The following is a 26510-nucleotide window of genomic DNA, read 5'->3' as shown; positions in this document are numbered from 1 at the left end:
CGAGTTCTGCGGTGAGTGACGGGTTTGGCACTCCCGGTCAGACTCGTCCCGGCCCGGGTGCCGCGCCACTCAGGAGGCGCCGTCCGGGTTTCGGAGCGTCGGTGACTGACGACAACGCCGAAGGGGCCCCCTCCCTGCTCGAGCGAAGCCGAGAGCTTGGGGGAGGAGTCGCAGGGCGTCGGGAGCCCCCTCCCTGCCGTGGGGGGAGGCCGTCAGTGGTCCACGCGGACCATCAGGTGCGCGAAGCCTCATCGCAGCAGTCCGGCTCCAGCCCCTTCGGCAGCCGCTCGCCGCTGAAGACCGCGGTCGTCGCCTCGTCGCCTCCCAGAGCGGCCACCGCGAGCAGCAGCGAGCCGGCGGTCCAGGTGGTGCGCTCCTCCGGCCAGAACGCCCGGTTGCCCTCGAAGACGTAACCGGTCCAGTACATGCCGCCCTCGGCGCGCAGGTGCTGGATGGACTGGAGAATCTCCAGTGCCCGGTCGGACTCACCCATCACCCAGAGCGTCAGGGCGAGTTCGCAGCTCTCGCCGCCCGTCACCCAGGGGTTGGGCAGCACACAGCGCACCCCGAGACCGGGGACGACGAAGCGGTCCCAGGCTTCCTCGATCCGTTCCTTGGCGGCCGTTCCGGTGAGCGCTCCGCCGAGGACCGGGTAGTACCAGTCCATCGAGTAGTGACTCTTGTCGAGGAAGCGCTCGGGATGGTCGCGGATCGCGTGCGCGAGCGCACCGGTCGCCAGCTCCCAGTCGGGCTGCGGCTCTTCGCGCTGTTCGGCGATGGCGAGTGCACAGCGCAGCGCCTGGTGGATGGAGGAGCAGCCGGTCAGCAGGGCGTCGTCGACCGGGGTGCCGTCGGGTTCGCGCTTCCAGCCGATCTGCCCGCCGGGCTGCTGGAGCCGCAGGACGAATTCGACGGCCGCGTGGACGGTCGGCCACATCCGGTCGATGAACGCGTCGTCGCCGGTGGCGAGGTAGTGGTGCCAGACGCCGACCGCCACGTACGCGCAGAAGTTGGACTCCAGGCCCCGGTCGGTCGGCCGGTCCGGGTCGCCGTCGTGGTAGGCGGCGTACCAGGAGCCGTCCTCGTTCTGGTGCCGGGCCAGCCAGTTGTAGGCGCGTTCCGCCGCGGCGTGCTCACCCGCGGCGTCGAGGGCCATGGCGGCCTCGGTGTGGTCCCACGGGTCGAGGTGGTGACCGCGGAACCAGGGCAGCGCGCCGTCCTCGCACTGCACGGCGAGCAGCGCGGCGACGGTCTCGGTGGCCTGCTCGGCGGTAAGCACTCCGGGCAGCACGAGGTGTTCGGTCCGCTCGGGAGTGGTCACGCCTCGGCCTTCGAAAGGTCGTCCGCGGCGGCCCTGGGCAGGTGCGGCTTGGTGGCGTAGGCGACGAAGCTCTTGCCGACGACCGGGTTGAGCAGTTGCTCGGCGACCCGGGTGACGGCCGGCTTCTTCATGATGTCCCAGACCAGCAGCTTGTGGTACGCGCGGACCGGCAGCGCCTTGTCGTTGTCCACCCCGAACGCGCACTTCAGCCACCAGTACGGCGAGTGCAGGGCGTGGGCGTGGTGGGTGCCGTACGGCTTGAGACCGGCGCCGCGGATCCTGCCCAGGAGTTCATCGGCCCGGTAGATGCGGATGTGGCCGCCCTCGACCTCGTGGTACGCGTCGGAGAGCGTCCAGCAGATCTTCTCGGGGCCGTACCGCGGCACGGTGATGGCGATCCGGCCGCCGGGCTTGAGGACCCGGACCATCTCGGCGAGCACGCCCTTGTCGTCGGGGATGTGCTCCATCACCTCGGAGATGATGACGACGTCGAAGGACTCGTCGGGGAACGGCAGGTTGAGCGCGTCGCCCTCCATCGCGGTGGCGGTGGCGCCCTCGGGAGCCTCGCCGGCCTCCTTCATCGCCGCGAACCACTTCGCGACCTCGCGGATCTCCTCGCCGTTCTGGTCGAGAGCCACCACCTGGGCGCCGCGCCGGTAGCACTCGAAGGCGTGGCGTCCGGCGCCGCAGCCCAGATCGAGCACTCGGTCGCCTGCGGCGAGCGGGAAGCGGGTGAAGTCCACGGTCAGCACGAATGCCTGCTTTCGCGGTCGGGGTCGAGGGGGGTCAGGGAGCCGGGACGGCGAGGACGGGCGTCGCGGTCACCGACGGCTGCCGGAGTGCGTGGTGGCGGCGCGGGCGGCGATCGCCTGCCGGTAGAGCTCCGCAGTGCCGATGGCCGCCTGCTTCCAGGTGAACCGGGACAGCACCCGCTCGCGGCCCGCGGCGCCGAGCCGGGCCCGCAGTTCCGGGTCGCCCAGCAGCCGGGCGAGTGCGGCGGCCAGCGCCCCGGCGTCGGCGGGCGGCACGGCCAGGCAGGTCTCGCCGTCCGGGCCGGCCACCTCGGGGATCGCACCGCCGGTGGTGGCGACGAGCGGGGTGCCGGTGGCCATGGCCTCGGCGGCGGGCAGCGAGAACCCCTCGTACAGCGAGGGGACACAGGCGATCTCGGCGCTCCGCACCAGGTCGACGAGTTCGGCGTCGCTGATGCCCTTGACGAACTCGACGACGTCCTGGAGTCCGTACCGCTCGATGGCCTGCGCGACCGGTCCGTCCTCGGCCCGCTTGCCGACAACCACGAGGTGCGCCTGCGGGTTATCGGTACGGAGCTCGGCGAGCGCCTCGACGAGGTGGACGAGGCCCTTCAGCGGGACGTCGGCACTGGAGGTGGTGACGATCCGGCCCGGCACCTCGGCGATCTTCGGGTCGGGCGACCACAGGTCGGTGTCCGCACCGATGTGCACGACGTGGATCCGGTCCTGCCGCACCCCGAGGTGGTCGACGATCTCCTGCTTGGAGGAACCGGAGACGGTGAGGACCGACGGCAGCCGGCGCGCGACCCGCTTCTGCATGCGGGTGAAGGCGTACCAGCGGCGCACGGAGGCACGGCGGCGACGGCTGCCGGCGGCGTCCAGCTCCAGCTGCCGGTCGACGGTGATGGGGTGGTGGATGGTGGTGACGAGCGGGGCGCCGAGATCCGCCAACAGCCCGTACCCGAGGGTCTGGTTGTCGTGAATGACGTCGAACTCGCCGCGACGGGCGGCGAGATGGCGGCGGGCGCGGAGGCTGAAGGTGAGCGGTTCCGGGAAGCCGCCGGTCCACATGGTGGCGACCTCGGCGGCGTCGATCCAGTCCCGGTACTCGCCGCGAGCGGGGGTGCGGAACGGGTCGGGCTGGCGGTAGAGGTCCAGGCTCGGCAACTCGGTGAGCGGGACGCCCTCGTCGAGTACGGGATAGGGCTGGGCGCCGATCACCTCGACGCTGTGGCCGAGGCGGGCGAGCTCGCGGCCGAGGTGGCGTACGTACACACCCTGACCGCCGCAGAAGGGGTTGCCCTTGTAGGTGAGAAGTGCGATGCGCAGGGGTCGCCCGTCGGTGCTGCCCGACGCGTGGCCGCCCGCGCGGGGGCCCGCTTCTATGGCCTCAGCGGTCACACTCGGCCCCCTTCTCACTGCGTGTTCGCCGGAGCGTAACCGCTCACGCTAATCTAGAACAAGTTTCAGACTGGATCGTTCAATGAGCTACGAATCTACCGGCAGGTAGCGTCGACGCAACGGCCGGATCAGGTGATTCGCGCCACCACCGGACACCCTGGCATGCTGTGCGCCGCCGGGGCCCAGACGCCTCCCCCGGTCGTGGACAGAAGCCATGGATGGGGACACATGACAGCGGAAGCCAATTCGGCATCGCCGCCCCTGACGGAACGGCAGGAGGCCCGCCGCCGTCGCATTCTGCACGCCAGCGCCCAGCTCGCCGGCAGGGGCGGTTTCGAGGCGGTGCAGATGCGCGAGGTGGCGGAGGCCGCCGGGGTCGCCCTGGGCACGCTGTACCGGTACTTCCCCTCCAAGATCCACCTCCTGGTCGCCACCATGCAGGACCAGCTCCAGCACATGCACGGGACGCTGCGCAAGCGCCCCCCGGCCGGGGACGACGCGGCGGCGCGCGTCGCCGACACCCTGATGCGGGCATTCCGCGCGATGCAGCGCGAACCGCATCTGGCGGATGCGATGGTGCGTGCGCTGACCTTCGCGGACCGCAGCGTCAGTCCCGAAGTGGACACCGTCTCGCGGATCACGACGGCCATCATCCTGGACTCGATGGGGCTCCAGCACCCGACGCCGGAGCAACTGTCCGCGGTCCGGGTCATCGAGCACACCTGGCACTCGGCGCTGATCACCTGGCTGTCGGGGCGGGCGTCGATCGCGCAGGTGAAGATAGACATCGAGACGGTGTGCCGGCTGATCGACGTGACGACGCCGCCGGACGCCCTCTGACGCCCTGACGGGGCGCGGTCCCCCGGGCCGCGCCGCCCTTCCCCCGGCTCCGGCCCATGTGCGGCTCCCACATGTGCAGCGCCTCAGGTGGGGGCCCCTGCACCATGTCGACGGCGGCGCGGGGTTCATACGGTTCGGCGACATCACAGGAATCCCGCCGAGGAGCCGGTCACCATGCGTCGCAGAGCCACAGGCACCGTCCACCACCGCAGATCCCTCTCCGCACTCGCCACGCTGGCCGCCGCCGGCCTCCTGCTGACCGGCTGCACCGCCGCCGGCAAGGCGGGCGAGTCGGACACCGCGTCCGGCAAGGGCGCGAAGGACCGGACCGTCGACGTGGGGCTGGTCTACTCCCGGACCGGGCTGCTCGCGGCCTACGGGAAGCAGTACCGCGACGGCTTCATGGCGGGTCTGGACTACGCGACGAAGGGCACCGGCAAGGTGGCCGGGCACCGCATCGAGGTCACCGAGCAGGACGACGCGGGCGACCCCGGCAAGGCGGTCGCCGCGGCGAAGAACCTGATCGGCAAGGGCTACAAGGTACTGGCCGGGACCACGGACTCCGGGGTCGCCCTGCAGATGGCACCACTCGCCGCGCAGAACAAAGTGCTGTACGTCAGCGGGCCCGCCGCCACCGACGCCGTGACCGGGATCAACGACTACACGTTCCGCTCCGGCCGGCAGTCCTACCAGGACATCCTCACCGCCGGAGCGATGCTCGGCGGGGCCAAGGGCAAGAAGGTCACCGTGCTGGCCCAGGACTCCACGTTCGGCCAGGCCAACGTCGCCGCGGTGAAGGCCGTGCTCGGCGGCCAGGGCGCCAAGGTGGGTTCCGTGCTGGCCCCGCCGAGCGCCACGGACCTGACCCCGTTCGCCCGGCAGGTGAAGGCCGCCGGTCCCGATCTGGTCTTCGTCGCCTGGGCCGGTTCCACCGCCCCCGCGCTGTGGACCGCCCTGGACCAGCAGGGGGTGCCGAGCGCATCCAAGGTGGTCACCGGGCTGGCCGGGACCGCCTCGTACCCGGTCTTCGGTGCGGCGGGTTCCAAGGTCTCGTTCCTGGCGCACTACTTCCCCGGCGCGGGCGGTGGCAACGCCGTGGAGAAGGCCATGCTGGACGCGGTGGCCAAGGCGGGCGGCACCCCTGATCTGTTCACCCCCGACGGCTTCACCGCGGCGCAGATGATCGTGCACGCCGTGGAGAAGGGCAGCGCCACCGATCCCGCCGCCATGGCGAAGGCCCTGGAGGGCTGGAGCTTCGACGGAGTGAAGGGCAAGGAGCAGATCCGGGCCGAGGACCACGCACTGCTGCAGCCGATGTTCGTGGCGAAGCTGACCGGGAAGGGCGCCGCCGCGAAGCCGGAGCTGGTGACCACCGAGCCGATGGACAAGGTGGCGCCGCCCGCGAAGCCCTCGGCGGGCTGACCGGTGGCGGCACCCGACATCACGGCGGATCACAGGAGTGCGGCGCACTCCGCCGCCCCCGTGCTTCAACTGACCGGACTGGGCTGGGGCGTCGGTGGGGCGACCATCGTCGAGGACATCACCCTGGAGGTCCGCGAGGGCGAGTTCCTGGCCTTCATCGGACCCAACGGGGCCGGCAAGACCTCGCTGTTCAATCTGATCAGCGGGCTGACGACGGCCACCTCGGGCACCCTCGCTCTGGACGGTGCGGACCTGACCGGCCGTCCCGCGCACGTCCGGGCCCGGCGCGGGATCGGCCGGACGTTCCAGACGTCCAGCCTCTGGCCGGGGATGAGCGTGGCCGACCACGTCCGGCTGGCCGCCCAGGCCGCCGGGGGCGGCTCCTACCGCGTATGGCGGCGCGCTTCCCCGTACACCGACGAGGTACGCGGCGTACTGGAGCGCACCGGACTCGGCCACCGCGCACGGGCGCTGGCGTCCGAGCTGTCGCACGGCGAGAAGCGGAAGCTGGAGCTGGCGGTGCTGCTCGTGGGCGAGCCGCGGCTGATGCTGCTCGACGAACCGATGGCCGGGGTGAGCGCGGAGGAGGTCCCCGCGCTCACCGAACTGATCCGCACCCTGCACCGGGACGAGGGCCGCACCGTCCTCATGGTCGAGCACCACATGGACGTACTGCTGGGGCTGGCCGACCGGCTGGCCGTGATGCACCACGGCCGGCTGCTGGCGCTGGACACCCCCGAGGCCGTCACCGCCGACCCGACCGTGCAGCAGGCCTACCTCGGGGAGGGGCTGTGACGACGGAAACCCTGCTCGCCGTACGGGACCTGCGGGTTCTCATCGGCGGACGGCACATCCTGCACGGCGTGGACCTCGATGTCGCCCGCCACGGGGTGACCGCGCTCCTCGGCCGGAACGGCGCCGGGAAGACCACGACCGTGCGCGGCATCCTCGGCCTCGTCCCGCGCACCGGAAGCGTCCGGCTCGACGGTGAGGAGACCGTGGCGCTGCCCACCCACACGCTGGTGCGACGGGGCATCGGTTACGCGCCCGAGGACCGCGGCATCTTCGCCGGACTGACCGTGGCGGAGAACCTGCGGCTGGCCGAGCGGCGCGGGGCGGGCGCACCCGCGTACCCCCTCGTCCATGAGCTCTTCCCCGAACTGAAACGCCGGGAGCGCCAGTTGGCCGGAACGCTGTCCGGCGGGCAGCAGCAGATGGTCGCCATCGGGCGCACCCTCCTGGGCCGGAACCGGCTGATCATCGCGGACGAACCCACCAAGGGTCTGGCGCCCAAGGTGGTCACCGAGGTCGCCGAGGTGCTGGAGCGGGCCGCCGAGGCGGTGCCGGTGCTGCTCGTGGAGCAGAACCTCGCCGTCGTACGGCGCCTCGCCGCGCACTGCACGGTGCTCGCCGACGGCCGGACCGCCCATCAGGGACCGGCCGGTGAGCTGCTGGGCGACGCGGAGGCGGCGCGCCGGCTGCTGGGCGTGGGGCACGGCCCGGCCGCCCCTGTCCCTTCCCGGAACGCGGAGGAGGATTCCTGATGTCCACCCTTGTGCTGCTCACCATGACCGGACTCGGTCTGGGGGCGCTCTACTTCCTGATCGCGTCGGGGCTTTCGCTGATCTTCGGTCTGATGGACGTGCTCAACTTCGCGCACGGGGCGCTGCTCTCCATCGGCGCGTACGGCACCTGGTGGGCGGCGTCCGGCAATCTGCCGGGCGCGGGCCCCGGCGGTGCGGGCTTCGTCCTCGCGGTCCTGTTCGGTACGGCGGTGGGCACTGCCGCCGCGGTGCTGCTGGAACTCACCGTCGTCCGCCCGCTCTACACCCGGCCGCGCGAGCAGGTGCTCGCCACGGTCGGGGTGGGGCTCGCCGTCCCGGCGCTGCTGTCGGGCATCTGGGGCTCGGACGCCCGGACCTTCCCCGGGCCCGAGGCGCTGTCCGGCACGTTCTCCCTGCTGGGCGCGGAAGTCCCGGTCAACCGGCTGGTACTGATCGCGGCGGCGGTCGTGGTGCTGATCGCGCTGCGGCTCTTCCTCGGACGGACCCGGCACGGGCTGGTCGTACGGGCGGGGGTCGAGGACCGGGCGATGGTGACCGCGCTCGGCATCGACGTCCGCAAGGCGTTCACCCTCGTCTTCGCGATCGGCGGCTGTGCCGCCGCGCTCGGCGGGGCGCTCGGCGGGCTGTACTTCGGCTCGGTCGACCCCCGGCAGGGCACCTCGCTGCTGATCTTCGCGTTCGTCGTGGTCGTCACCGGGGGCATGGGCTCGGTGACCGGCGCCGCCGTGGCGTCCGTCGTGATCGGCCTGGTCCAGCAGTTCGCCAACTACTACACCGCAGCGGGCCTCGGCGACCTGGCCGTCGTCGTCCTGCTCGCCGCGCTGCTGCTCGTACGGCCGCGCGGACTGACCGGGAGGCTCGCGTGAGCACCGTGACCGGGACACCCGACCGCACGAGCGGAACGCCGGCGGCACCGTCCGACGCACCGGTGCGTGCGGACACGGCGCGGCTGCTGCGCTGGTGGCCGGCTGTTGTGCTGGTGCTGCTGATCGTCGCGCCGTACAGCGCCCTGCCGTTGCCGGGGCTGCTCGACGGCCCGCTGGGCAGTCCGGGCAGCCTTCAACTCCTCGCCACCTGCCTGTTGTTCGGCGCCCTGGCCACCGGCTACGACCTGCTGCTCGGCCGGACCGGGCTGCTCTCCTTCGGGCATGCCCTGTACTTCGCCGCGGGCAGCTACGCCACCAACACCATCATGCTGGAGGCCGGACTGCCGTTCGCCGTCTCCGCGCCGGTCGGCGTCTGCTTCGGGATCGTGCTCGCACTGGTGCTGGGATCGGTGAGCCTGCGCGTCACCGGCATCGGCTTTTCCATGGTGACGCTGGCCTTCGCCCAGGCGGGCTCGATCCTCGTCTCCCGCAACCCCGGCGACTTCACCGGCGGCGAGGAGGGCCGGGCCGCGCCCGCCGAGCTGCTGCCGTCCGGGCTCGTGGGCATCGAGCACACGGCGAACCTGTACTGGGTCGCGCTCGGCTATCTCGTCCTCACCCTGGCCGTCGTCCACTGGGCGGTCCGCTCCCCGACGGGGCGGGTCTGGGAGGGCATCAAGGAGAACGAGCGCCGGGTGGAGGTGCTGGGGCTGAGGCCGTACGGGTTCAAGCTGACGGCGTTCGTCCTGGCCGGTGCGCTGGCCGCGCTCGGCGGGCTCGTCCATCTGCTGCTCACCGGCGGCTCCACCCCCCAGGCGACGACGTCGGACTTCACGCTGTCGCTGCTGGTGATGGTGGTGCTGGGTGGCTCGGGCACCCGCTGGGGGCCGATGGTCGGCGGCATCCTCTATACGTGGGCCGACCACAGGCTCGGCGATCTCGCCGGATCGGGTGCGGTCGCCGACCTTCCCGCGGTGCTGCGGATACCGCTCTCCCAGCCGCTGTTCCTGCTCGGCGCGGTGTTCGTGGCCGTGGTCCATCTCCTGCCGGGCGGGCTGGCACGGCTGCCGTCCCGGATGCGTTCCGTACTCCGTGCGACCAGTGAGGGCACACACGCCCGGAAGGAGGACCGGCACTCATGACCGCGTACGAGGAGATACGTGTCCCGGTGACCGGGGGCGAGCTGGCCGCGCTGCGCTGGCCGGCCCGGGAGCCCGGTGCACCGGTGGTCGTCGCCCTGCACGGCATCACGGCCAACGCGCTCTCCTGGGGCACGGTGGCGCGGCTGCTGGCCGGGCAGGTCACGCTGGTCGCCCCGGACCTGCGCGGTCGGGCCCGAAGCTCCGGGCTGCCCGGACCGTACGGCATCGCGGCGCACGCCGATGACATCGCGGCCCTGACCGGGGCGCTCGGCCTGGACCGGGTGGTGCTGGCCGGTCACTCGATGGGCGCGTTCGTGGCGGCGCTGGCCGCCGTACGGCATCCGGACCGGTTCGGTCCGCTGCTGCTCGTCGACGGTGGGATCGGCTTCCCCGCCCCCACCCATCTCTCCCCGGACGAACTGATGACGGCGGTGATCGGCCCGGCCATGGACCGGCTGTCGATGACGTTCCCCGACCGGGCCGCCTACCGGGAGTTCTGGCAGGCGCATCCCGCGTTCGCCGGGGACGCCTGGTCGCCCGAGGTGGACGCGTACATCCAGCGCGATCTGACGGGCGACGAACCGGCGATGCACTCGACGTGCCGGATCGAGGCGGTGCGCACCGACGGGATCGGTCTCTTCGACGACGACGTGCTTTCGGCGGTACGGAAGTTGCCGGTGCCGGCGACGCTGCTGTGGGCGGCGCGCGGTCTGATGGACGAGCCGCAGGGACTGTACGACGAGCAGCGGCTGGCGGCCGCCGACCTCTCCGGCACCCTGCTGGAGCCGGTGGCGGTGCCGGACGTCAACCACTACACCGTGCTCACCGGGGACGCCGGCGGACGGGAGATCGCCACACGACTGGTGGCCCTCTCGAAATCACCTGGCCGGTACGGCGGTTGAAGAGGAAGCGGCAGCCGGCCGGCCGGCTACCGCTCCTGGCCGCCCGACAACAGGTGCAGCCGCAGCGCCAGCTGAAGTTCCAGCGCCCGGTCGGGCTCGTTCCAGTCGCGGCCGAGCAGCACCTGGATACGGTCCAGCCGCTGCACCACCGTGTTGACGTGGACGTGGAGTTCGTCCTTGGCACGGATGAGGCTGCCGCCGGCGCCGAAGTAGGCGCTCAGCGTGCGTACGAGGTGGGTGCCGCGCTGGGCGTCGTACCGCAGCAGGGGTCCGAGCGTCGCGGTGACGAAGCCGTCGACATCCTGCGCGTTGCCCAGCACCACGCCGAGGAAGCCGAGTTCGTCGACACAGGCTCCTTCTCCGGTACGGCCGAGGACACGCATGGCCCGCAGGCAGCGGGCCGCTTCGGCGTACGCGGCGGCGAGCTGCCGCGGACCCCGGGCCGGACCGGTCGCGGCCACGGTGACGGGGGCCTGGACCAGCTGGCCTAGCTGGGCGGCCGCCGCCCGCGCCGCTTCCCCTGCATCGGGTCCGGGGTCCGCGTCTCCCCCACAGCCGATCAACAGCACCACGGTTCCGGCGTGTTCGGCGCTCACGCCGCGGATGTCCCCGCCGAACAGATAGCGCGGGGCAGCCGCGCAGAGCTTCTCCCGGGCGCCCGCCTCGGCCACGAGCAGCAGATGCGGGCGGTCCAGGTCGATGCCGAGGCGTCGGCCGCGTTCGGCCAGTCCGGCGGGGTCGCGGTCCGCGTCGGTCAGCAGATCGCTGATCAGCTCGCCGCGTATCCGGTTCTCGGTCTCGGCGACCGTGCGCCGCAGCAGCAGCAGGAGGCCGGTGACCACGGCGGCGCGCTCGAAGAGCCGCCGGTCCGAGTCGTCGAGCCGGCCGCGCCGGTGCAGGACCAGACCGGCCAGGAGTTCCTGGCCGGCGAGTACGGCGCAGATCCACCGGCCGTCGCGGTGCACGGCGCGCGCTCCGGTGCGGGACTCCTCGGCGGTCTCGACCAGCCACCCGGCGTCCATGGCGTCGGCGGCGAGCCCCGCGCCGTCGGGCCGGACGGCCGCCAGCGGGCGTCCGCCCGGGTCGTGGATGGTCAGCGGGGAGTCCAGCAGCCCGGCGACGGCCGCCGCGACGTCCTTGACGTCACCTCCGCGCAGCACCAGGTCGGTCAGCCGGTCGTGCGCCTCCCCGGCCCGCTGCATGGCGGCCGAGTGCTCGCGGACCGCCGCATTCGCCTCCGCCAGCTCGGCGTTCGCCCCGGCGAGTTCGGCGAGGGCGGACCGGGTGTCGGCGAGGGCGCGGGCGGTGTCGATCGCGATCGCGGCGTGCGCGGCGAGCGAGCAGAGCAGGGCGACCTCGTCGGGGCTGAAGACGCGGGGTGCGCGGTCGGCGGCGAAGAGGACGCCGATGACCTTCCCCGTACCGCCGCGGCTGGAGCCGAGGAGCAGCGGCACGCCCAGGATGGCGACGAGCCCCTCGTCGAGGACCCCGGCGTTGATGTTGCGGGTGTGGCGGAAGCGGTCGTCGGTGCGGTAGTCGGGGGTGGCGTACGGGCTCGCGGTCTGCGCGACCAGGCCGCCGAGCCCTTCGCCGAGTTCCAGCCGCAGCCGCTGGAAGAGGAGCGACACCGACCCGTCGGTCACCCGCATGTAGGTGTCCCCCGCCTCCTCGTCGGGGAGCGTGAGATACGCCGTGTCCGTGCCGAGCAGCATCCTGGCCCGCCGGACGATCGCCTTCAGTACGTCGTCCAGATCCCGGGAGGCGGCCAGATCGCCCGCGGTGTCGAAGAGCGCGGTGAGCTGGAGCTCGCGGCGCCGGTGCTGGCGCAGGGCACCCCTGATCCGCAGGGCGGTGGCGGTGGCCGCCTCCACCTCGGCGAGTTCGTCCGCGGGGACACCGGCCGCCCGCGCCTGGGAAGAGACGGCTCCCAGCGCCTCGGCGGGGGCGTCCTCGGCCAGCAGGTCGAGGAGGCGGCGCAGGTGGGGCGCGGCGGAGGGGGTGCGTGCGGACATGGGCGGCCATCGTTCGTCGGGAGGGGCGGGAGCCGGGAGGGTCAGTTGGCGGTCCAGCCACCGTCCATGGAAAGGGAGGTGCCGGTGATGTGGGAGGTACCCGGTCCGCACAGCCAGAGCACCGCCCCGGCGACGTCCTCGGGTTCGATGAGGCGTTTGATAGCACTGCGTTCCAGCATCACCTTGCCCACCACCTCTGCCTCCGTGATGCCGTGGGTGCGGGCCTGTGCCGCGATCTGGTTCTCGACCAGGGGCGTGCGTACGTAGCCGGGGTTGACGCAGTTGCTGGTCACTCCGTGCGGTGCTGCTTCCAGGGCGACCACCTTGCTGAGTCCCTCCAGTGCGTGCTTGGCCGATACGTACGCCGACTTGTACGGGCTGGCGCGCAGCCCGTGGACGGACGAGATGTTGACGACGCGCCCCCAGCCGCGTTCGTACATGCCGGGCAGGGTGCGGCGCAAGATGCGGAACGGTGCTTCCACCATGACGCGGTGGATCAGGGCGAAGCGGTCCGGCGGGAATTCGTGCACGGGGGCCACATGCTGCAGCCCCGCGTTGTTGACCACCAGGTCCGCGTCGTCCGGCAGGGAGTCCACCGCCTCGGGCACGGACAGATCGACGACCCAGGCCGTTCCGCCGATCCGCTCCGCCAGTTCTTCCGCCGCGTCGGCTGCCTTGTCCACGACGTACACATGGGCGCCCGCGGCGGCAAGAACCTGCGCGCAGGCCTGTCCGATGCCGCTCGCCGCACCGGTCACCAGGGCGGTGCGCCCGGCGAGGGGCCGGTCTGCGGGCGGGGGGACGGTGAGCGGGGCGGGCCCGGGCTCCGGGCGCTGGGGAGTCTCCATGGTCGTCACCGTAAGGAGGCGGAAGCCCACGTCACACGGGGTCGGTGCACACACCGTCGCGTGTCGGCATGGTGCCGGCGTACATGGTGCCGGGCGAGGGGCGGAGGCCGTCCGTGCCTGTCGTCGGGCCCGGACGTAGGCGCCGGCCAGCAGCGGCGAGTAGGCGACGGGCACGAGGGCGGGTTCGGCCCGCAGATAGCTCAGCAGGTCCCCGGCGACGACGCCCTCCTGGCCGTCCGGGGACCGCAGGCCGGGCAGGTCCGTGCGCTGCCGCAGATAGCTGTGGTGGTACTGGAGGACTTCGTATCCCGGCAGTCCGACGGCCGCGGCAAGGGTCCGGGCCCGCTCCACCTGCCACGCCCAGTGGTTGCTCACGCCCAGCAGGCCGACGGTCCCTTCGGTCACCAGCTCACCGAAGGCCTCGACGGTCTCGCGCATCGGCACGCTCCGGTCCTGAACATGCGCGTACAGCAGGTCCAGCTTCTCGACGCCGAGGTGTTCCCGGCTCCGCTCCGCGGACTCCCGGATCACCTTCGGCGAGAGCCCCTCGATGTCGCGGGAGAAGCCGGCGGCGGGGGCATTCGGCCGGGCACCGAGCTTGGTGGCGATGACGATCTCGTCGCCGACACCCCGGCTGCGGCGCCAGCGGCCGAGCAGCTGCTCGCTCTCCCCGCCCTGGGTCCCGTCGACCCAGAACGCGTAGTTGTTCGACGTGTCGATGAAGGTGCCGCCGGCCTCGGCGTACCGGTCGAGAATGGCAGAGGACGTCGCCTCGTCGGTGGCTGTGCCCATCAGCATGGCGCCGAGGCTGAGCACGCTGACGTCGCGGCGGCTCTTCGGGTCCGTGCCGATCGTGCGGTACCGCATGTCCGTCCCCTCCCAACAGCCGTCTCGGATGCGGGCCTCGCTGACCGGGAGTCTGTGTGTTCGAGCGCACTCGATGTCAACCCGGGCTTCCCGCCGCCGCTCTCGACGCAAGAGCGGCGTCGCACACAGCGGGGTCCTCGGGGCGAACCGGTCTCGCCGGTGCCTGCGCTGTCCTGGGCGGCTTGTGCCGGGTGCGGGGTGGAGGCGGTGCGCCGACGGTCAGGTGATCTCTTCGTCCGGGCCGATGGTCAGGGTGAGAGCGGTTGCGGTGCTGCTCTCGGTCGGCTTCAGGCCGGGCAGGTGGGCGGCCAGTGCCTGGGCCTGGGGCTTGAGCCGTGGCGGGTAGGTGAGGGTGGTCTTGTCTGCCGGGGAGGGGGCGTTGCCGGTGGCGGTGATCTGGAACCCGGCGGCGCGGAGCCGGTCGGCTGTTTCTCGGGCTTTGCCGGGGGCGCCGGTGCCGTTGAGGACGGTGACCTGGATGGTGCCGGCGAGCGGGGGGAGTTGGTCGGCGAGTTTCCTGAGCCGGGCTTTGGTCATTTCACGGTCGTGGGTGAGGTCGGTGAACAGCTGCTGGGCAGCGGGGAGGTTCCAGGCGACGTTGGCTTTGTCGGTGGGGACGTCGCGTTCGCGGGGGTAGTTCGGGACGGTGAGGAAGGAGATCCGTTCGGTGGGCATGTCTTTGACGGTGGAGGCGAGGCTGTAAAGGGGTTTGAGGCCGGCCATGTCGGGGTCGGTGGTCAGGGACTGGGTGGCGGAGTCGAGGAAGCCGTAGAGGGCCTTGGGGTTGTAGAGCTTGGTTTTGGCCTTTGCGGCGAGGGCTTCCATGAACTCCTGCTGGCGGCCTATGCGTCCGATATCGGAGCCGTCACCGATGCTGTAGCGGGCGCGGACGTAGCCGAGTGCCTGTTCGTTCTTCACGGTCTGGCAGCCGGCCGGGAGGTCGAGGTGAGCCTTCTCGTCGTGTATCGGCTCCTTCGGGCAGACCTCGACGCCGCCGAGGGCGTTGACCATGCCGGTGAAGCCACGGAAGTCGACGATCATGAAGTGATCGATCCGTACGCGGGTGTTCGCCTCAATGGTCTTGATCGCGCAGGCGGCGGCCTTGGCGGTGTTGCCGGTGGAACCGCCGATCGCGAACGCTTCGTTGATCTTGAAATGGTGCGGTGTCGAGAGGGTGCCGTCCCCCCGGTCGCAGGCCGGGATCTGCACCCAGGAGTCGCGGGGGAAGGACACGGCGGTCGCCCACTCCCCGCTCTTGCTGGTGTGTACGAGCATCAGGGTGTCCGACTGCATCGTCGTCAGCCCCTTGCCGTAGGCGTCGCCCAGTCCTTTGCGGCTGTCGGAGCCGATGACCAGGATGTTCTGGCCGCCCTTCGCCGCCGGGGGGCGGTTGTCGCCGAGGTCCTTCTTGACGTCGGCGCCGTGGATGTTGCCGTTGAGCCGGCTGTAGAACCAGCCTCCCGCGGTGGCCGTTCCGAGGATCAGCACGGCCACCGCCCCCGCTGTCCAAGGGCCCAGCCGCCTTTGGGGCCTGCGCCTGCGTCGCCCACGGGTTCGGGGCGCGGGCTCGGTGGGTGGGGTGCTGCTGTGTTTTGCCGTCACGGGGGTGACGCTCCTCGATGCGTGTGCCAGGCACAGGGAAGATGCGGACGGAACGGCCGCGCGGGCCGGTCGAGCACAGAACCGGGGGTGCTGCTGTGCGCGATGCCCGCACCCGGAGATCGGAGCGGGTGCGGGCATCGTACGCACCAGTGGCAGGGGTCGGGCCAGGATCAGGACGAGGCCGATCGCGAAGACCAGGTAGAAGCCTGCCGCGATGGCGAGGCGGGCCGGGGTGAGGGCTTCGGCGCCGGACGGAAGGGCAGGAGGTCGGCGGGCAAGCCGCAGGTGTGCTGCTCGATCTCGCTCCGCATGGACGGGTCGCGTCGGCGCCGTGTGCGGACCGGGGGCCTCCCTGTTCTGCACCTGCTTGACTGTGCGTCAGATCATCATGGGACCCAGGGCCCGAGAGGCCCTAGTCCTCCGGCGGGAAGACCACCTCGCCCGAATCGGCCAGCGTCAGCGTGATCGCTTCGACGGGACATCCTTCCGCCGCCGCGAGCACCCGCTCATTGGCGTCGGTCTCCGGAGCGCCCGGGTGGGACTGCCGGGCGGAGTCCAGCCGGAATCCGTCCGGAGCGTGGTTCACGCACATCCCGGAGCCGATGCAGACGCTCCGGTCGACCTCCACATGCCAGCGGTCCCCCATCACGCCTCCTGCGGGCCGGGCTGCGCGGGCCGGTACCCGGCGGGCAGATGGATCATCTTGTGCTCGAAGTACTCGCCATAGCCCTCGGGTCCGAACTCCCGCCCCAGGCCGGAGTTCTTGTAGCCGCCGAACGGACCGAGCATGTCGAGACTGAAGGTGTTGACGCTGTACGTGCCCGTCCTCACCCGGCGGGCGATGTCGATGCCGCGCTCGGTGTCGGCGGTCCAGACGCTGCCGCTGAGCCCGTACTCGGAGTCGTTGGCGATCTTCACCGCCTCCGCCTCGTCGCCGTACGGCAGCAGGCAGATGACCGGTCCGAAGATCTCCTCGCGGGCGATGCGCATGGAATTGTCGACGGATCCGAAGAGGGTCGGCTCGACGTACCAGCCGCGCTCCTGGGAGACCGGGCGGCCGCCGCCCGTCAGGACCTTGGCGCCCTCCTCCTGACCGATCCGGATGTAGTCGAGGGAGCGCTGCTGCTGGCGCTGCGCGACCAGGGGGCCGAGTTCGGTGGCGGGGTCGAGCGGGTCACCGACCTTCAGCGCACCCGCTGCGGCGGCGAACGCCTCGGCGGTCTCGTCGTAGCGGGAGCGCGGGACGAGGATGCGGGTCTGGGCGACGCACGCCTGGCCGTTGATCATCCAGGCGAACGGGACGATGCCGGCGACGGCCGTGTCCAGATCGGCGTCGGGAAGGATGACAGCGGCGGACTTGCCGCCGAGCTCCAGGGTGACACGGGTGAGGTTCCGGGAGGCGACCTCCATGACCCGGCGGCCCGCCGCGACCGAGCCGGTGAACGAAACCTTGTCGACGCCCGGATGGCCGACCAGGTACTCGCTCACCTCGCGGTCCGCCGGAAGGATCGACAGTACCCCTTCGGGGAGCCCGGCCCCGGCGGCGATCTCGGCCAGGATGTAGGCGTCCAGGGGCGATTCGGGCGAGACCTTGAGTACGGCGGAGCAGCCTGCCAGCAGCGCGGGGGCGAGCTTGGCGGCGGCGGTGAACTGCGGGACGTTCCACGGCACGACGGCCGCGACCACCCCGACCGGCTCCCGGCGCACCAGCAGCGGTCCGAGGACGCCGTCGCGGCGCTCCTCGTACGGGAAGGTGCGGGCGACGGTGATCGCCGCGTCCCACACCATCATCGCGGCGAGCGCCTGCACCATCACGCTGGAGCTGTACGGAGTTCCGTTCTCGGAGCTGATGACGCGGGCGATCTCCTCGTACCGCACGGCGAACGCGTCCTTGATCCGCGTGATCACCTCGATCCGCTCGTCCAGCGACGCGCGCGGCCAGGGCCCTTCGTCGAAGGCCCGGCGGGCAGCGGTGACGGCCCGGTCCACATCGGCTTCGCAGGCGTGCGGCACCCTGCCGATGACCTGCTCGGTGTGGGGCGATATCACCTCGATGACGTCCTGGCCGAGCGGATCGACCAACTCCCCGCCGATGAACAGTTTTCCGTGTTCCACAAGCTCGGTCATGGCTGCTGCCTCCCGCGACCCGGCACGTACCGACTCCGCACCTGACTTCATACCTGACTCTGTGTCAGAACTGATACCAGTTCCAGTTCCAGGAGTCCACGCATCGGACATCCCCCACGAGACCGGCGTGATCCGAGAGGCGTCGGCGCCCCGCCCTGGCGAACGCTCCGCGGCGGGGCTCGCGGCACATCTTTACCTTCGATCCGCAGCGACCGGGGGAACTGCCGTCCTTCGCGGACCCGTTGATCCGAAGCAGATAGTCGTCCTGGGCTACTAGTGGAACGAGTTCTCGTTACAGTGGGCGTGGCGCAGCGCGGCCGCGGGCCGGGTCGGGAGAGGGGAAGCCCCATGACACAGGTGACCGAGCACGGCGGCGGCGTGTGGTCCATCAAGGTCCCGATCCCGGACAACCCGCTCGGCCACACCCTGGTGCATGTCCTCGACACCGACCGCGGGCCGGTCCTCGTCGACACCGGCTGGGACGACCCCGACGCCTGGGACACCCTGGTCGCCGGAGTCGCCGCCGTCGGTGTGGACATCGCCGGCATCCACGGCGTGGTCATCACCCACCACCATCCCGACCACCACGGACTCTCCGGACAGGTCCGCGAGGCCTCGGGGGCGTGGATCGCGATGCACGCCGCGGACACCGCGATCGTCCGCCGCACCCGTGAGTCCGAACCGGGCACCTGGCTCACCTACCTCGCGGCGAAGCTCGCCGCGGCCGGCGCACCGGAGGAGCACCTCGCCCCACTGCGCGCCGCCCGCACGGGCGGCCGGATGCGCACGCTCCCCGGACTGCGCGCCGCCCTCCCGGACCGCGAGATCGTCCCCGGCGAGCTGCTCGACCTCACGGGCCGGCGGCTCCGGGCGATCTGGACGCCGGGCCACACCCCCGGCCATGTCTGCCTGCACCTGGAGGAGGACCATCCGGCCGATCTGCCCGGCCGCGGCCGTCTCTTCTCCGGCGACCATCTGCTGCCCGGGATCAGCCCCCACATCGGGCTGTACGAGGACCCGGACGACGCGACGGTCACCGACCCCCTGGGCGACTACCTGGACTCGCTGGAGCGCATCGGCCGGCTCGGGGTCGCCGAGGTGCTGCCCGCCCACCAGTACGCGTTCACGGACGCGGCAGGGCGCGTGAGGGAACTCCTCGACCATCACGAGGAGCGGCTGACCGGGCTGCTCGCCCTGCTCACCACCCCGTTGACGCCGTGGCAACTGGCCGAGCGGATGGAGTGGAACCGGCCCTGGGAACAGATCCCGCACGGCTCGCGGAACATTGCCGTCTCCGAGGCGGAGGCTCATGTGCGCCGACTGGTGAAGCTGGGGCGCGCGGAGGCTGTGCCAGGCAGCGGGCCGGTGACGTACATCGCTGTGTGAGGCAGCCCTCCGCCCGGGGCGAGCGGGCTACCTCCCGGTAGAGTGTGCGAGTCGTCATCATGCCCGTTCAGGGGGAAGCCGGTGCAAATCCGGCACTGACCACGCAACCGTGAGCCGCTGACACAGCGGTGAGTCGGGATGCCCTGTCCGCGGTCGTGACCGGCTCGCGTCACCGGAACCCCGGTGGCCGGCACCGTCGAGGAATACGGGGCCGGAGCCTGGTGCCTGAGTGTGCCTGTGCCCGGTTCCCCACCAGGAGAGGCTCAGCCCGCCATGACCGTACGCCGCAGCGCAGCAGCGCTCGCCGCCACCGCCACCGTGCTCTGTGCGGCCGCTGCCCCGGCCGCGGTCGCGGCGCCGTCCGCCTCCCCCACCCCGTCCGTTGCGCTGCCCTCCGGGCTGTACGGCACCAAGGACCCGACGTACGACGGGGTCTGGCGGCAGTCGCTGGCCTTCCTCGCCCAGCGCGTCGAGGGGGTCGTGCCCGCGGCGAAGTCGGTGGACTGGCTGATCGCCCAGCAGTGCGCGAGCGGCGCCTACGCCTCGTACCGCGCCGATGTCTCCAAGCCGTGCGACGCCAAGACCATGCTGGACACCAACGCGACCGCCGCCGCGGTGCAGGCGCTGGCGGATGTCGGCGGGCACCGCGACATCGTCAACAACGGCGTCCGCTGGCTGAAGTCCGTCCAGAACGAGGACGGCGGCTGGGGCTACAACGCGGGCTCCCCCAGCGACGCCAACTCCACCTCGATCGTGATCGGCGCGCTGGCCTGGCAGGGCCAGCGGATCGGCGACATGACGAATCCGGGCGGCAAAACCCCGTACGACGCGCTGCTCGCGCTCGCGATCCCGTGCGGCGGCCCGGACGGCGGCGCGTTCGCGTACCAGCCCGACAAGGCCGGGAAGCTCGCCGCGAACGCGGACGCCACAGCGGCCGCCGTGCTCGGCTCGATGGGCAAGGGGCTGGCCGCCGGGGACAACGCCGCGGTCGAGGGCAAGCCGCCGGCCTGCCGGAAGGGCGACGTCGTCAAGCCGGAGCAGGCCGCCCAGAACGGCGCGTTCTACCTCGCGGGCGCCCTCGCGAAGAACGGCAACCACCTGAACCTGCCGCCGATGCCGGGCGCCGACGACACCACCCCGCAGCCCGACTTCGGCAACACCGCGGACGCGGTCGTCGCCCTGGCCTCCGCGGGCCACAAGAACAAGGCGGCCGGTGCGGTCGGCTGGCTGCAGAAGAACTCCAGGAGCTGGGCCGAGGAGAGCGGCCCCGCCGCCTACGCCCAGCTGGTCCTGGCCGCGCACGCGACCGGCGCCGACGCCCGCGACTTCGGCGGCGTGGACCTGGTCCGGGCGCTGAACGCGAGCGGTCCCGCGCCCGCCGCCGTCATCACGCCCAGTGCGACCCCAAACGACTTCTCGGCCGAGGACGGCACCAGCGACGACGCCGGTCTCGGGGTGTGGTGGCTGGTCGGTATCGGTCTCGCCGCCGGTGCGGGCATCGGCTTCCTCATCAGCAGCCGCCGGAAGACCGAGCAGCCGTGAACCGAGCGGGGAATCGTGCGGGGAATGCGTTCGCCGGACGGGTGGCCGTCGCACTGCTGCTGGTGCTCGGCGCCGCTCTGACCGTGCTCGGCGCGGGCACCGCCCATGCGGCCGGCTACCGCTACTGGTCGTTCTGGGAAGGCAAGGGGTCCGGCTGGGCCTACGCCACCCAGGGCCCCTCGCTCGTCCAGCCCGACGACGGGGCGGTACAGGGCTTCCGGTTCTCCGTGAGCGAGGACTCCCAGGACTCGGCGAAACCGCGCCGCACCCCCGACTTCGCGACGGTCTGCGCGGACACCCCCGCCAAGGACAGCACCAAGCGCGTCGCGCTCGTCATCGACCCCGGCACGCCGGCGGACGCCCCGGCCGGGGAGACGCCGCCCGCGCTGCGCACCGCCTGCGCGCAGGTCGCCCCCGGGGCAAGTACCGCCGAGGCGCTCGCCTCGGTGGCCAAGCCGCTGCGCTACAGCAGCGACGCCCTGCTCTGCGCGATCTCCGGCTACCCCGCCTCGGGCTGCGGCGAGCAGGTCTCCGGCAGCGGGCACCCGGCGTCCGCCTCTCCCTCGTCCACCCACCCCGGGAACGGGCGCAGCGGTCCGTCCACCGGGATGCTCGTCGGGCTCGGTGCCGTCCTGCTGCTCGGCATCGCCGCCGTCCTGCAGGCCCGCCGCCGGCGCGGATGACCGCCTCCCCCGGCGCGGCCCGGCTCAGCCATGCACTGCGGGCGCCCGCGGCGACCCGCAGCAATGCCCTGCCCGCCGGGGCCTGGTGGCTGTGGGCGCTCGGGCTGGCCACCGCCGCGTCCCGGACCAGCAATCCGCTGCTGCTCGGGCTGCTGGTGGGCGTGGCCGGATATGTCGTGGCGGCGCGCCGTACGGACGCGCCGTGGGCGCGTTCGTACGGGGCGTTCATCAAGATCGGGCTGTTCGTCGTCGCCGTGCGGCTGCTGTTCTCCGTCTTCCTCGGCTCGCCGATCCCCGGTACGCACCTGGTGTTCACCCTCCCCGAAGTCCCGCTGCCGAACTGGGCGCAGGGCGTCAGGATCGGCGGCCGGGTCACCGCCGAGCAGCTGCTCTTCGCGCTGTACGACGGGGCGAAGCTGGCCACGCTGCTGATCTGCATCGGCGCGGCGAACTCGCTCGCCAACCCGGCCCGGCTGCTGAAGTCGCTGCCGGGTGCGCTGTACGAGGCGGGGGTCGCCGTCGTCGTCGCGATGACGTTCGCGCCGAACATGGTCGCCGATGTGGTGCGCCTGCGCACCGCACGCCGGCTGCGAGGCCGCCCGACCGGGGGCATCAGGGCCGTTCTGCAGATCGGACTGCCGGTGCTGGAGGGTGCGCTGGAGCGGTCGGTGGCGGTGGCGGCGTCGATGGACGCGCGCGGGTACGGGCGTACCGCGCAGGTCCCGCCCGCCGTCCGGCACACCACGAACGTCCTCACCCTCGGCGGTCTGCTGGGGGTCTGCGCCGGTACGTACGGCCTGCTGGCTTCGCAGGGTGCGGTCTACGGGCTGCCGCTGCTGCTCGCCGGGCTCGTCGCCGCCGCGGTTGGGCTGCGGCTCGGCGGCGCCCGCTCGGTCCGTACCCGCTACCGGCCCGACCGGTGGGGTGTACGGGCCTGGCTGGTGGCGGGGTCGGGTGCGGTGGTCGCGGCAGCGATGATCCTGGCGGGCAGCGTCGACCCGGAGGCGCTGCACCCCGGGGTCGTACCCCTGGTCGCGCCGGTGTTCCCGCTGTGGCCCGCGGCGGCGGTGCTGATCGGGTTGCTGCCCGCGGTGGTGGCGCCCGCGCCGCCCCCGGTGGGTGGTCCGGCCGACGCTGCCGTCGCGCACTCCGAGAAGGGACAGTGATGATCCGGTTCGAGCAGGTCTCGGTGCAGTTCGAGGGCACGGCGCACCCCACCCTGTCCGGCGTCGATCTGACGGTCCCGGAGGGCGAGTTGGTGCTGCTCGTCGGTCCGTCGGGGGTCGGCAAGTCGACGCTGCTGGGGGCCGTCTCCGGTCTCGTGCCGCACTTCACGGGCGGCACACTGCGCGGCCGGGTCACGGTCGACGGCCGCGACACCCGGACCCACAAACCGCGCGAACTCGCCGATCTGGTCGGCACGGTGGGCCAGGACCCGCTCTCCCATTTCGTCACCGACACCGTCGAGGACGAGCTGGCGTACGGCATGGAGTCGCTGGGGCTCGCCCCCGACGTCATGCGGCGGCGGGTCGAGGAGACCCTCGACCTGCTGGGCCTCGCCGGACTGCGCGACCGGCCGATCGCCACGCTCTCCGGCGGCCAGCAGCAGCGGGTCGCGATCGGCTCGGTGCTGACCCCGCACCCCAAGGTGCTGGTCCTGGACGAACCGACGTCCGCCCTGGACCCGGCGGCGGCCGAGGAGGTCCTCGCGGTGCTCCAGCGGCTGGTGCACGACCTGGGCACGACGGTCCTGATGGCGGAGCACCGGCTGGAACGCGTGGTCCAGTACGCGGACCAGGTCGTCCTGCTGGCGTCGCCGGGCGCCGCACCCGTGACGGGTGCGCCCGCCGACGTCATGGCCGTGTCCCCGGTCCACCCGCCGGTGGTCGCGCTGGGGCGGCTGGCGGACTGGGAACCGCTGCCGCTCTCCGTGCGCGATGCGCGACGCCGGGCGACCGGGCTACGGGAACGGCTGGCGTCGGCCGAGCCGCCGTCGGCCGTCCCGTCGGCGACGCCCGCTGCCCCGGCACCGCTGTCCGCCGCCCCGGTACGGCGTGGGCTGTTCGGACGCCGTCGCGCACCCGAGCCGGAGCCCGCTCCGGGGCTCGCGGGGGAAGCAGCCGTCCGGGCCGAGGGTCTGGGGGTGCGGCGCGGTCGCGTCGAGGCGCTGCGCCGGGTGACGCTCTCCGTCACGCCCGGCGAGACCGTCGCCCTGATGGGCCGCAACGGCGCGGGCAAGTCCACGCTGCTGGCCACCCTCGTCGGCACGGTCGAGCCCACGGCCGGCACCGTCCACGTGGGCGGCCGGGCCCCGCACCGCACGCCGCCGCGCGACATGGTGCGCCGGGTCGGGCTCGTACCACAGGAACCGCGCGATCTGCTCTACGCGGACACGGTCGCCGCCGAATGCGCGGCGGCCGACACGGACGCGGGCGCCGCGGCGGGCAGCTGCCGGGCCCTGGTCTCCGAGCTGCTGCCGGACGTACCGGACGACACCCACCCGCGCGACCTCTCCGAGGGGCAGCGCCTCGCCCTGGCACTGGCGATCGTGCTGACCGCGCGCCCCCCGCTGCTGCTGCTCGACGAGCCGACGCGTGGCCTGGACTACGCGGCGAAGGCCCGCCTGATACGCGTGCTGCGTGGTCTGGCGGCCGAGGGCCATGCGATCGTCCTGGCCACCCACGATGTGGAGCTCGCCGCCGAGCTGGCCCACCGGGTGGTGATCCTCGCCGACGGGGAGATCGTCGCGGACGGGCCGACCAGGCAGGTCGTGGTCTCGTCCCCGGCGTTCGCACCGCAGACCGCGAAGATCCTCGCCCCGCAGGAGTGGCTGACCGTGCCGCAGGTACGCGCGGCACTGGGGGTGGACGCATGACGCCCCGGGAACGGGCCGTACGAGCGGCCGGAACACCGAGGGGCCGGCGCACGGGCGACCGGCAGGCGCGGGCGGTGCGGCTCGGGCCGCGTGCGATCGCCGCGCTCCTCCTGATCAGCGCGATCGGTGTCGTCGCCATCGGCTGGCCGCTGCTGGCCGGCCCGGACTCCGGCCTCGCGCACTCCCAGGACGCGCCCTGGCTGTTCGCCGCGCTGCTTCCGCTGCTGGTCGGGGTGGTCGTCGCGACGATCGCGGACTCCGGCCTGGACGCGAAGGCGGTGGCGATGCTGGGTGTGCTCGCCGCGGTCGGCGCCGCGCTGCGCCCGCTCGGCGCGGGGACGGCGGGCCTGGAGCCGATGTTCTTCCTGATGGTGCTGAGCGGCCGGGTGCTCGGTCCGGGCTTCGGGTTCGTGCTCGGCTCGGTGACGATGTTCGCGTCCGCGCTGCTCACCGGCGGGGTGGGCCCGTGGATGCCGTTCCAGATGCTGTCGATGGGCTGGTTCACCATGGGCGCCGGGCTGCTGCCGGGCCCGGACCGGCTGCGCGGGCGGGCCGAGCTGCTGATGCTCGCGGCCTACGGGGGTGTGGCGGCGTTCGCGTACGGCACGGTGATGAACCTGTACGGCTGGACGATCGTGCCGGGCCTCGGCTCGGGCATCTCCTTCCACCCCGGTGACCCGCTGCCCGAGAACCTGGTCCGCTTCCTCGCGTACTGCCTGGCCACTTCGCTGGGCTGGGACCTGGGACGGGCCGTGCTGACCGTGGCGCTGACCCTCGTCGTCGGCGGGACGTTGCTGAAGGCGCTGCGCCGGGCCACGCGACGTGCGGCCTTCGAGGCCCAGGCCACATTCGAGGCCCCCTGAGAGCCTGTCCGCCGGCCGCAGCGCGGGAAGACCCCGACCGGGTTCCGGTCGGGGTCTTCCCCGTGCCCGGGGCCGGTACGAGGTCTCGGTTCGCGGTGTCCGGCCGCCGGCCCTCCGTCGGCTCCAGGTCCGGCCCGGCCCGATCAGCGGTGACGCGGTCCCGCCGCACTGATCGTGTCGAACCAGCGGACGATCTGCGGGCCGGACTTCATGAACGTCCCGTTGTGATCGGTCGACCCTTGGTCGATCACCGGCACCCGCGCACCGCGCGCGGCGAAGTCGGCTGCACAGTTGCGGGAGTTGGCGATGGCCACGTCCCGGTCTGCGGCTGACGAGTAGAGCCGCACGGGCACCTCGGGCTTCCAGTCGCACTGACCGTCCTGGGCCTTCAGCACGTCACGCAGCACTCCCGTCGGATGCTGCAGGTCCTGATAGGCCTCATCGGTGAGGAGTTCCTTCAGCGTGCCGGGCAGCGCCGGGATGATGTCCTCCTCGAAGTGGTGGGTGTCGAAGAGGTTCTCGACGACGTCCGCGTACGGCTCACGGAAGAGCTCCGAGGGGTCCTTGTAGAGCGGGTGCAGCCGGTTCTGCGCGGTGAGGAAGTACGACATGTAGAAGACCGCGCTGATGTCGTTGATCCGGCCGTCGAACATGGCGGGCGTCTCCGCGCCCCGGAGGTCGTACGGTCCCGAGACCGGCGCCAGTGCCCGCAGCCTGAAGTGCCGGTCCGCGCCACCGGCGAGGGCCTTGGCCAGAGCCGTCGCGACCTGGCCGCCCTGGGAGAAGCCGCTGGCGTACACCTCGCCGGTGAGGGGGCGTCCCAGCTCCCGCGCCGCGGTGCGGGAGGCACGCAGCATGTCGAGGGAGGCGGTGACGGAGGACGCGGTGTCCATGTACGGGTGCGGGCCCGGCCCCTTGCCGAGGCCGAGATAGTCGGGCGCGGCGACGGCGCGACCGGCCGAGGCGTGCAGGTACGGGGCGAACCGGCCGAAGTCCTCGCCGACGGAGGGCGCGTAGTCGCGGTGGACCATCGTTCCGTGGGTGTCGGAGACCAGATCGAGGCGGTCGGCGCCACCCCTGGGGAGGACGAACAGACCGGTGGCGATGGTGGGTTCGCCCTGCGGGGTGAGGGTGCGGTACGTGAGGCGGTAGGCGCGTACGCCGTAGCGGACGGTGCCCGTGTCCATGCCTCCCGAGGCGAGGAAGGCGCTGACGTCGGTGCGGTCGAGAGTGGCGACGGGCGTGACGGCGAGGAGCGTGCCCCGTCCGGCGGTGCGGGTGGTGTGGGAGCCCCCGTCCGCCGGTCCGGCCTGCTGGGCCACGGCGGGCGCCGCACCGAGGGCGGCGAGGGCCATGACCGTGGCGACCGCCAGTCCCCGCCGGGCACCACGCCGACCCGCCCTGGAAGAAGGGGTGTTACTGAACGTCTTGCTGTTCTTGTTCTCCATGGCCGTGACGCTATGCAACCGCGAGCGGCGCCGACAGCGGCATGGA

General features: G+C 72.4%; 22 protein-coding genes, 1 pseudogene and 1 riboswitch. Of the genes and pseudogenes, 13 read left to right on the top strand and 10 right to left on the bottom strand.

Annotation, left to right across the window (positions count from 1 at the left end; genetic code table 11):
• Positions 1–232: 232 nt before the first annotated feature.
• From ACGFSA_RS13235 to ACGFSA_RS13225, 3 genes are all read right to left on the bottom strand, one after another.
• Complete coding sequence (locus ACGFSA_RS13235) at positions 233–1321, bottom strand: prenyltransferase/squalene oxidase repeat-containing protein (protein WP_393303553.1); 1089 nt, start codon at positions 1319–1321, stop codon at positions 233–235.
• Entirely contained in the window at positions 1318–2073 is a 756-nt protein-coding gene (locus tag ACGFSA_RS13230) for a methyltransferase domain-containing protein (RefSeq protein ID WP_393303551.1), read from the bottom strand. The genes ACGFSA_RS13235 and ACGFSA_RS13230 overlap by 4 nt, the downstream gene beginning before the upstream one ends.
• A 69-nt stretch (positions 2074–2142) precedes the next feature.
• A complete protein-coding gene (locus ACGFSA_RS13225) occupies positions 2143–3474 on the bottom strand; it encodes a glycosyltransferase family 4 protein (protein WP_393303549.1) in 1332 nt (443 codons plus the stop codon).
• Between the two features lie 228 nt (positions 3475–3702).
• On the opposite strand from ACGFSA_RS13225, the gene ACGFSA_RS13220 reads away from it, so the two are divergent.
• The 7 genes from ACGFSA_RS13220 to ACGFSA_RS13190 all read left to right on the top strand — a co-directional run bounded on the left by ACGFSA_RS13220 (position 3703) and on the right by ACGFSA_RS13190 (position 10211).
• Positions 3703–4314: a TetR family transcriptional regulator gene (locus tag ACGFSA_RS13220; protein ID WP_393303547.1), complete on the top strand. Its 612-nt coding sequence runs from the start codon at positions 3703–3705 to the stop codon at positions 4312–4314.
• A 174-nt stretch (positions 4315–4488) separates the two neighbouring features.
• Positions 4489–5736 (top strand): substrate-binding domain-containing protein, encoded by a 1248-nt coding sequence (locus ACGFSA_RS13215; protein WP_393303545.1) that lies wholly within the window; start codon positions 4489–4491, stop codon positions 5734–5736.
• A 60-nt stretch (positions 5737–5796) separates the two neighbouring features.
• Complete coding sequence (locus tag ACGFSA_RS13210) at positions 5797–6531, top strand: ABC transporter ATP-binding protein (protein ID WP_393303543.1); 735 nt, start codon at positions 5797–5799, stop codon at positions 6529–6531.
• Positions 6528–7280: an ABC transporter ATP-binding protein gene (locus tag ACGFSA_RS13205; RefSeq protein ID WP_393303541.1), complete on the top strand. Its 753-nt coding sequence runs from the start codon at positions 6528–6530 to the stop codon at positions 7278–7280. The genes ACGFSA_RS13210 and ACGFSA_RS13205 overlap by 4 nt, the downstream gene beginning before the upstream one ends.
• Complete coding sequence (locus tag ACGFSA_RS13200; protein ID WP_037694442.1) at positions 7280–8167, top strand: branched-chain amino acid ABC transporter permease; 888 nt, start codon at positions 7280–7282, stop codon at positions 8165–8167. Before ACGFSA_RS13205 ends, ACGFSA_RS13200 begins: the two co-directional genes overlap by 1 nt.
• A complete protein-coding gene (locus ACGFSA_RS13195; RefSeq protein ID WP_393303538.1) occupies positions 8164–9309 on the top strand; it encodes a branched-chain amino acid ABC transporter permease in 1146 nt (381 codons plus the stop codon). Before ACGFSA_RS13200 ends, ACGFSA_RS13195 begins: the two co-directional genes overlap by 4 nt.
• Complete coding sequence (locus tag ACGFSA_RS13190) at positions 9306–10211, top strand: alpha/beta fold hydrolase (RefSeq protein WP_393303536.1); 906 nt, start codon at positions 9306–9308, stop codon at positions 10209–10211. The genes ACGFSA_RS13195 and ACGFSA_RS13190 overlap by 4 nt, the downstream gene beginning before the upstream one ends.
• A 26-nt stretch (positions 10212–10237) precedes the next feature.
• Here the strand turns inward: ACGFSA_RS13190 and ACGFSA_RS13185 are convergent, their stop codons facing one another.
• The 6 genes and pseudogenes from ACGFSA_RS13185 to ACGFSA_RS13160 all read right to left on the bottom strand — a co-directional run bounded on the left by ACGFSA_RS13185 (position 10238) and on the right by ACGFSA_RS13160 (position 17667).
• A complete protein-coding gene (locus tag ACGFSA_RS13185; protein ID WP_393303534.1) occupies positions 10238–12223 on the bottom strand; it encodes a helix-turn-helix domain-containing protein in 1986 nt (661 codons plus the stop codon).
• A gap of 41 nt (positions 12224–12264) precedes the next feature.
• Positions 12265–13071 (bottom strand): 3-hydroxybutyrate dehydrogenase, encoded by an 807-nt coding sequence (locus ACGFSA_RS13180; protein ID WP_393303744.1) that lies wholly within the window; start codon positions 13069–13071, stop codon positions 12265–12267.
• 72 nt (positions 13072–13143) lie between these two features.
• A pseudogene (locus ACGFSA_RS13175) lies at positions 13144–13938 on the bottom strand (aldo/keto reductase); the annotation flags it as partial.
• 219 nt (positions 13939–14157) lie between these two features.
• Positions 14158–15432 (bottom strand): LCP family protein, encoded by a 1275-nt coding sequence (locus tag ACGFSA_RS13170; RefSeq protein WP_393303532.1) that lies wholly within the window; start codon positions 15430–15432, stop codon positions 14158–14160.
• Between the two features lie 520 nt (positions 15433–15952).
• Positions 15953–16186, bottom strand: a complete 234-nt coding sequence (locus tag ACGFSA_RS13165) for a ferredoxin (protein ID WP_393303530.1) — start codon at positions 16184–16186, stop codon at positions 15953–15955.
• Positions 16186–17667 (bottom strand): aldehyde dehydrogenase, encoded by a 1482-nt coding sequence (locus ACGFSA_RS13160; protein ID WP_393303528.1) that lies wholly within the window; start codon positions 17665–17667, stop codon positions 16186–16188. Before ACGFSA_RS13160 ends, ACGFSA_RS13165 begins: the two co-directional genes overlap by 1 nt.
• Positions 17668–18015: 348 nt before the next feature.
• Between ACGFSA_RS13160 and ACGFSA_RS13155 the strand changes: the two genes are divergently transcribed.
• From ACGFSA_RS13155 to ACGFSA_RS13130, 6 genes are all read left to right on the top strand, one after another.
• On the top strand, positions 18016–19053 hold the full coding sequence (locus tag ACGFSA_RS13155) for an MBL fold metallo-hydrolase (RefSeq protein WP_393303526.1): 1038 nt from the start codon (positions 18016–18018) through the stop codon (positions 19051–19053).
• 31 nt (positions 19054–19084) lie between these two features.
• Positions 19085–19219, top strand: a riboswitch (cobalamin riboswitch).
• Between the two features lie 107 nt (positions 19220–19326).
• Complete coding sequence (locus tag ACGFSA_RS13150; protein WP_393303524.1) at positions 19327–20595, top strand: prenyltransferase/squalene oxidase repeat-containing protein; 1269 nt, start codon at positions 19327–19329, stop codon at positions 20593–20595.
• Positions 20596–20636: 41 nt separating this feature from the next.
• A complete protein-coding gene (locus ACGFSA_RS13145; protein WP_393303522.1) occupies positions 20637–21278 on the top strand; it encodes an SCO2322 family protein in 642 nt (213 codons plus the stop codon).
• On the top strand, positions 21275–22444 hold the full coding sequence (locus ACGFSA_RS13140; protein ID WP_393303520.1) for an energy-coupling factor transporter transmembrane component T: 1170 nt from the start codon (positions 21275–21277) through the stop codon (positions 22442–22444). The genes ACGFSA_RS13145 and ACGFSA_RS13140 overlap by 4 nt, the downstream gene beginning before the upstream one ends.
• On the top strand, positions 22444–24153 hold the full coding sequence (locus tag ACGFSA_RS13135; protein ID WP_393303518.1) for an ABC transporter ATP-binding protein: 1710 nt from the start codon (positions 22444–22446) through the stop codon (positions 24151–24153). Before ACGFSA_RS13140 ends, ACGFSA_RS13135 begins: the two co-directional genes overlap by 1 nt.
• A complete protein-coding gene (locus tag ACGFSA_RS13130) occupies positions 24150–25016 on the top strand; it encodes an ECF transporter S component (RefSeq protein WP_393303516.1) in 867 nt (288 codons plus the stop codon). The genes ACGFSA_RS13135 and ACGFSA_RS13130 overlap by 4 nt, the downstream gene beginning before the upstream one ends.
• Positions 25017–25159: 143 nt before the next feature.
• Here the strand turns inward: ACGFSA_RS13130 and ACGFSA_RS13125 are convergent, their stop codons facing one another.
• Positions 25160–26464 carry an alpha/beta hydrolase gene (locus ACGFSA_RS13125; protein WP_393303514.1) on the bottom strand — a complete coding sequence of 435 codons (1305 nt, stop codon included), beginning with the start codon at positions 26462–26464 and terminating at the stop codon, positions 25160–25162.
• Positions 26465–26510: the final 46 nt, after the last annotated feature.

It is taken from the genome of Streptomyces sp. NPDC048496, from assembly GCF_043200055.1.
In the GTDB taxonomy this organism is placed as follows: Bacteria; Actinomycetota; Actinomycetes; order Streptomycetales; family Streptomycetaceae; genus Streptomyces.
Note: the sequence above shows the minus strand (reverse complement) of the source record. Positions and strands in the feature narration are given on the sequence as shown.

Bases quoted from the DNA above. Each gene is read 5' to 3' on its own strand.
- ACGFSA_RS13220 (WP_393303547.1), top strand. From the start codon at position 3,703: ATGACAGCGGAAGCCAATTCGGCATCGCCGCCCCTGACGGAACGGCAG.
- ACGFSA_RS13215 (WP_393303545.1), top strand. From the start codon at position 4,489: ATGCGTCGCAGAGCCACAGGCACCGTCCACCACCGCAGATCCCTCTCC.
- ACGFSA_RS13200 (WP_037694442.1), top strand. From the start codon at position 7,280: ATGTCCACCCTTGTGCTGCTCACCATGACCGGACTCGGTCTGGGGGCG.
- ACGFSA_RS13190 (WP_393303536.1), top strand. From the start codon at position 9,306: ATGACCGCGTACGAGGAGATACGTGTCCCGGTGACCGGGGGCGAGCTG.
- ACGFSA_RS13185 (WP_393303534.1), bottom strand. From the start codon at position 12,223: ATGTCCGCACGCACCCCCTCCGCCGCGCCCCACCTGCGCCGCCTCCTC.
- ACGFSA_RS13180 (WP_393303744.1), bottom strand. From the start codon at position 13,071: ATGGAGACTCCCCAGCGCCCGGAGCCCGGGCCCGCCCCGCTCACCGTC.
- ACGFSA_RS13165 (WP_393303530.1), bottom strand. From the start codon at position 16,186: ATGGGGGACCGCTGGCATGTGGAGGTCGACCGGAGCGTCTGCATCGGC.
- ACGFSA_RS13160 (WP_393303528.1), bottom strand. From the start codon at position 17,667: ATGACCGAGCTTGTGGAACACGGAAAACTGTTCATCGGCGGGGAGTTG.
- ACGFSA_RS13155 (WP_393303526.1), top strand. From the start codon at position 18,016: ATGACACAGGTGACCGAGCACGGCGGCGGCGTGTGGTCCATCAAGGTC.
- ACGFSA_RS13150 (WP_393303524.1), top strand. From the start codon at position 19,327: ATGACCGTACGCCGCAGCGCAGCAGCGCTCGCCGCCACCGCCACCGTG.
- ACGFSA_RS13140 (WP_393303520.1), top strand. From the start codon at position 21,275: ATGACCGCCTCCCCCGGCGCGGCCCGGCTCAGCCATGCACTGCGGGCG.
- ACGFSA_RS13135 (WP_393303518.1), top strand. From the start codon at position 22,444: ATGATCCGGTTCGAGCAGGTCTCGGTGCAGTTCGAGGGCACGGCGCAC.
- ACGFSA_RS13130 (WP_393303516.1), top strand. From the start codon at position 24,150: ATGACGCCCCGGGAACGGGCCGTACGAGCGGCCGGAACACCGAGGGGC.
- ACGFSA_RS13125 (WP_393303514.1), bottom strand. From the start codon at position 26,464: ATGGAGAACAAGAACAGCAAGACGTTCAGTAACACCCCTTCTTCCAGG.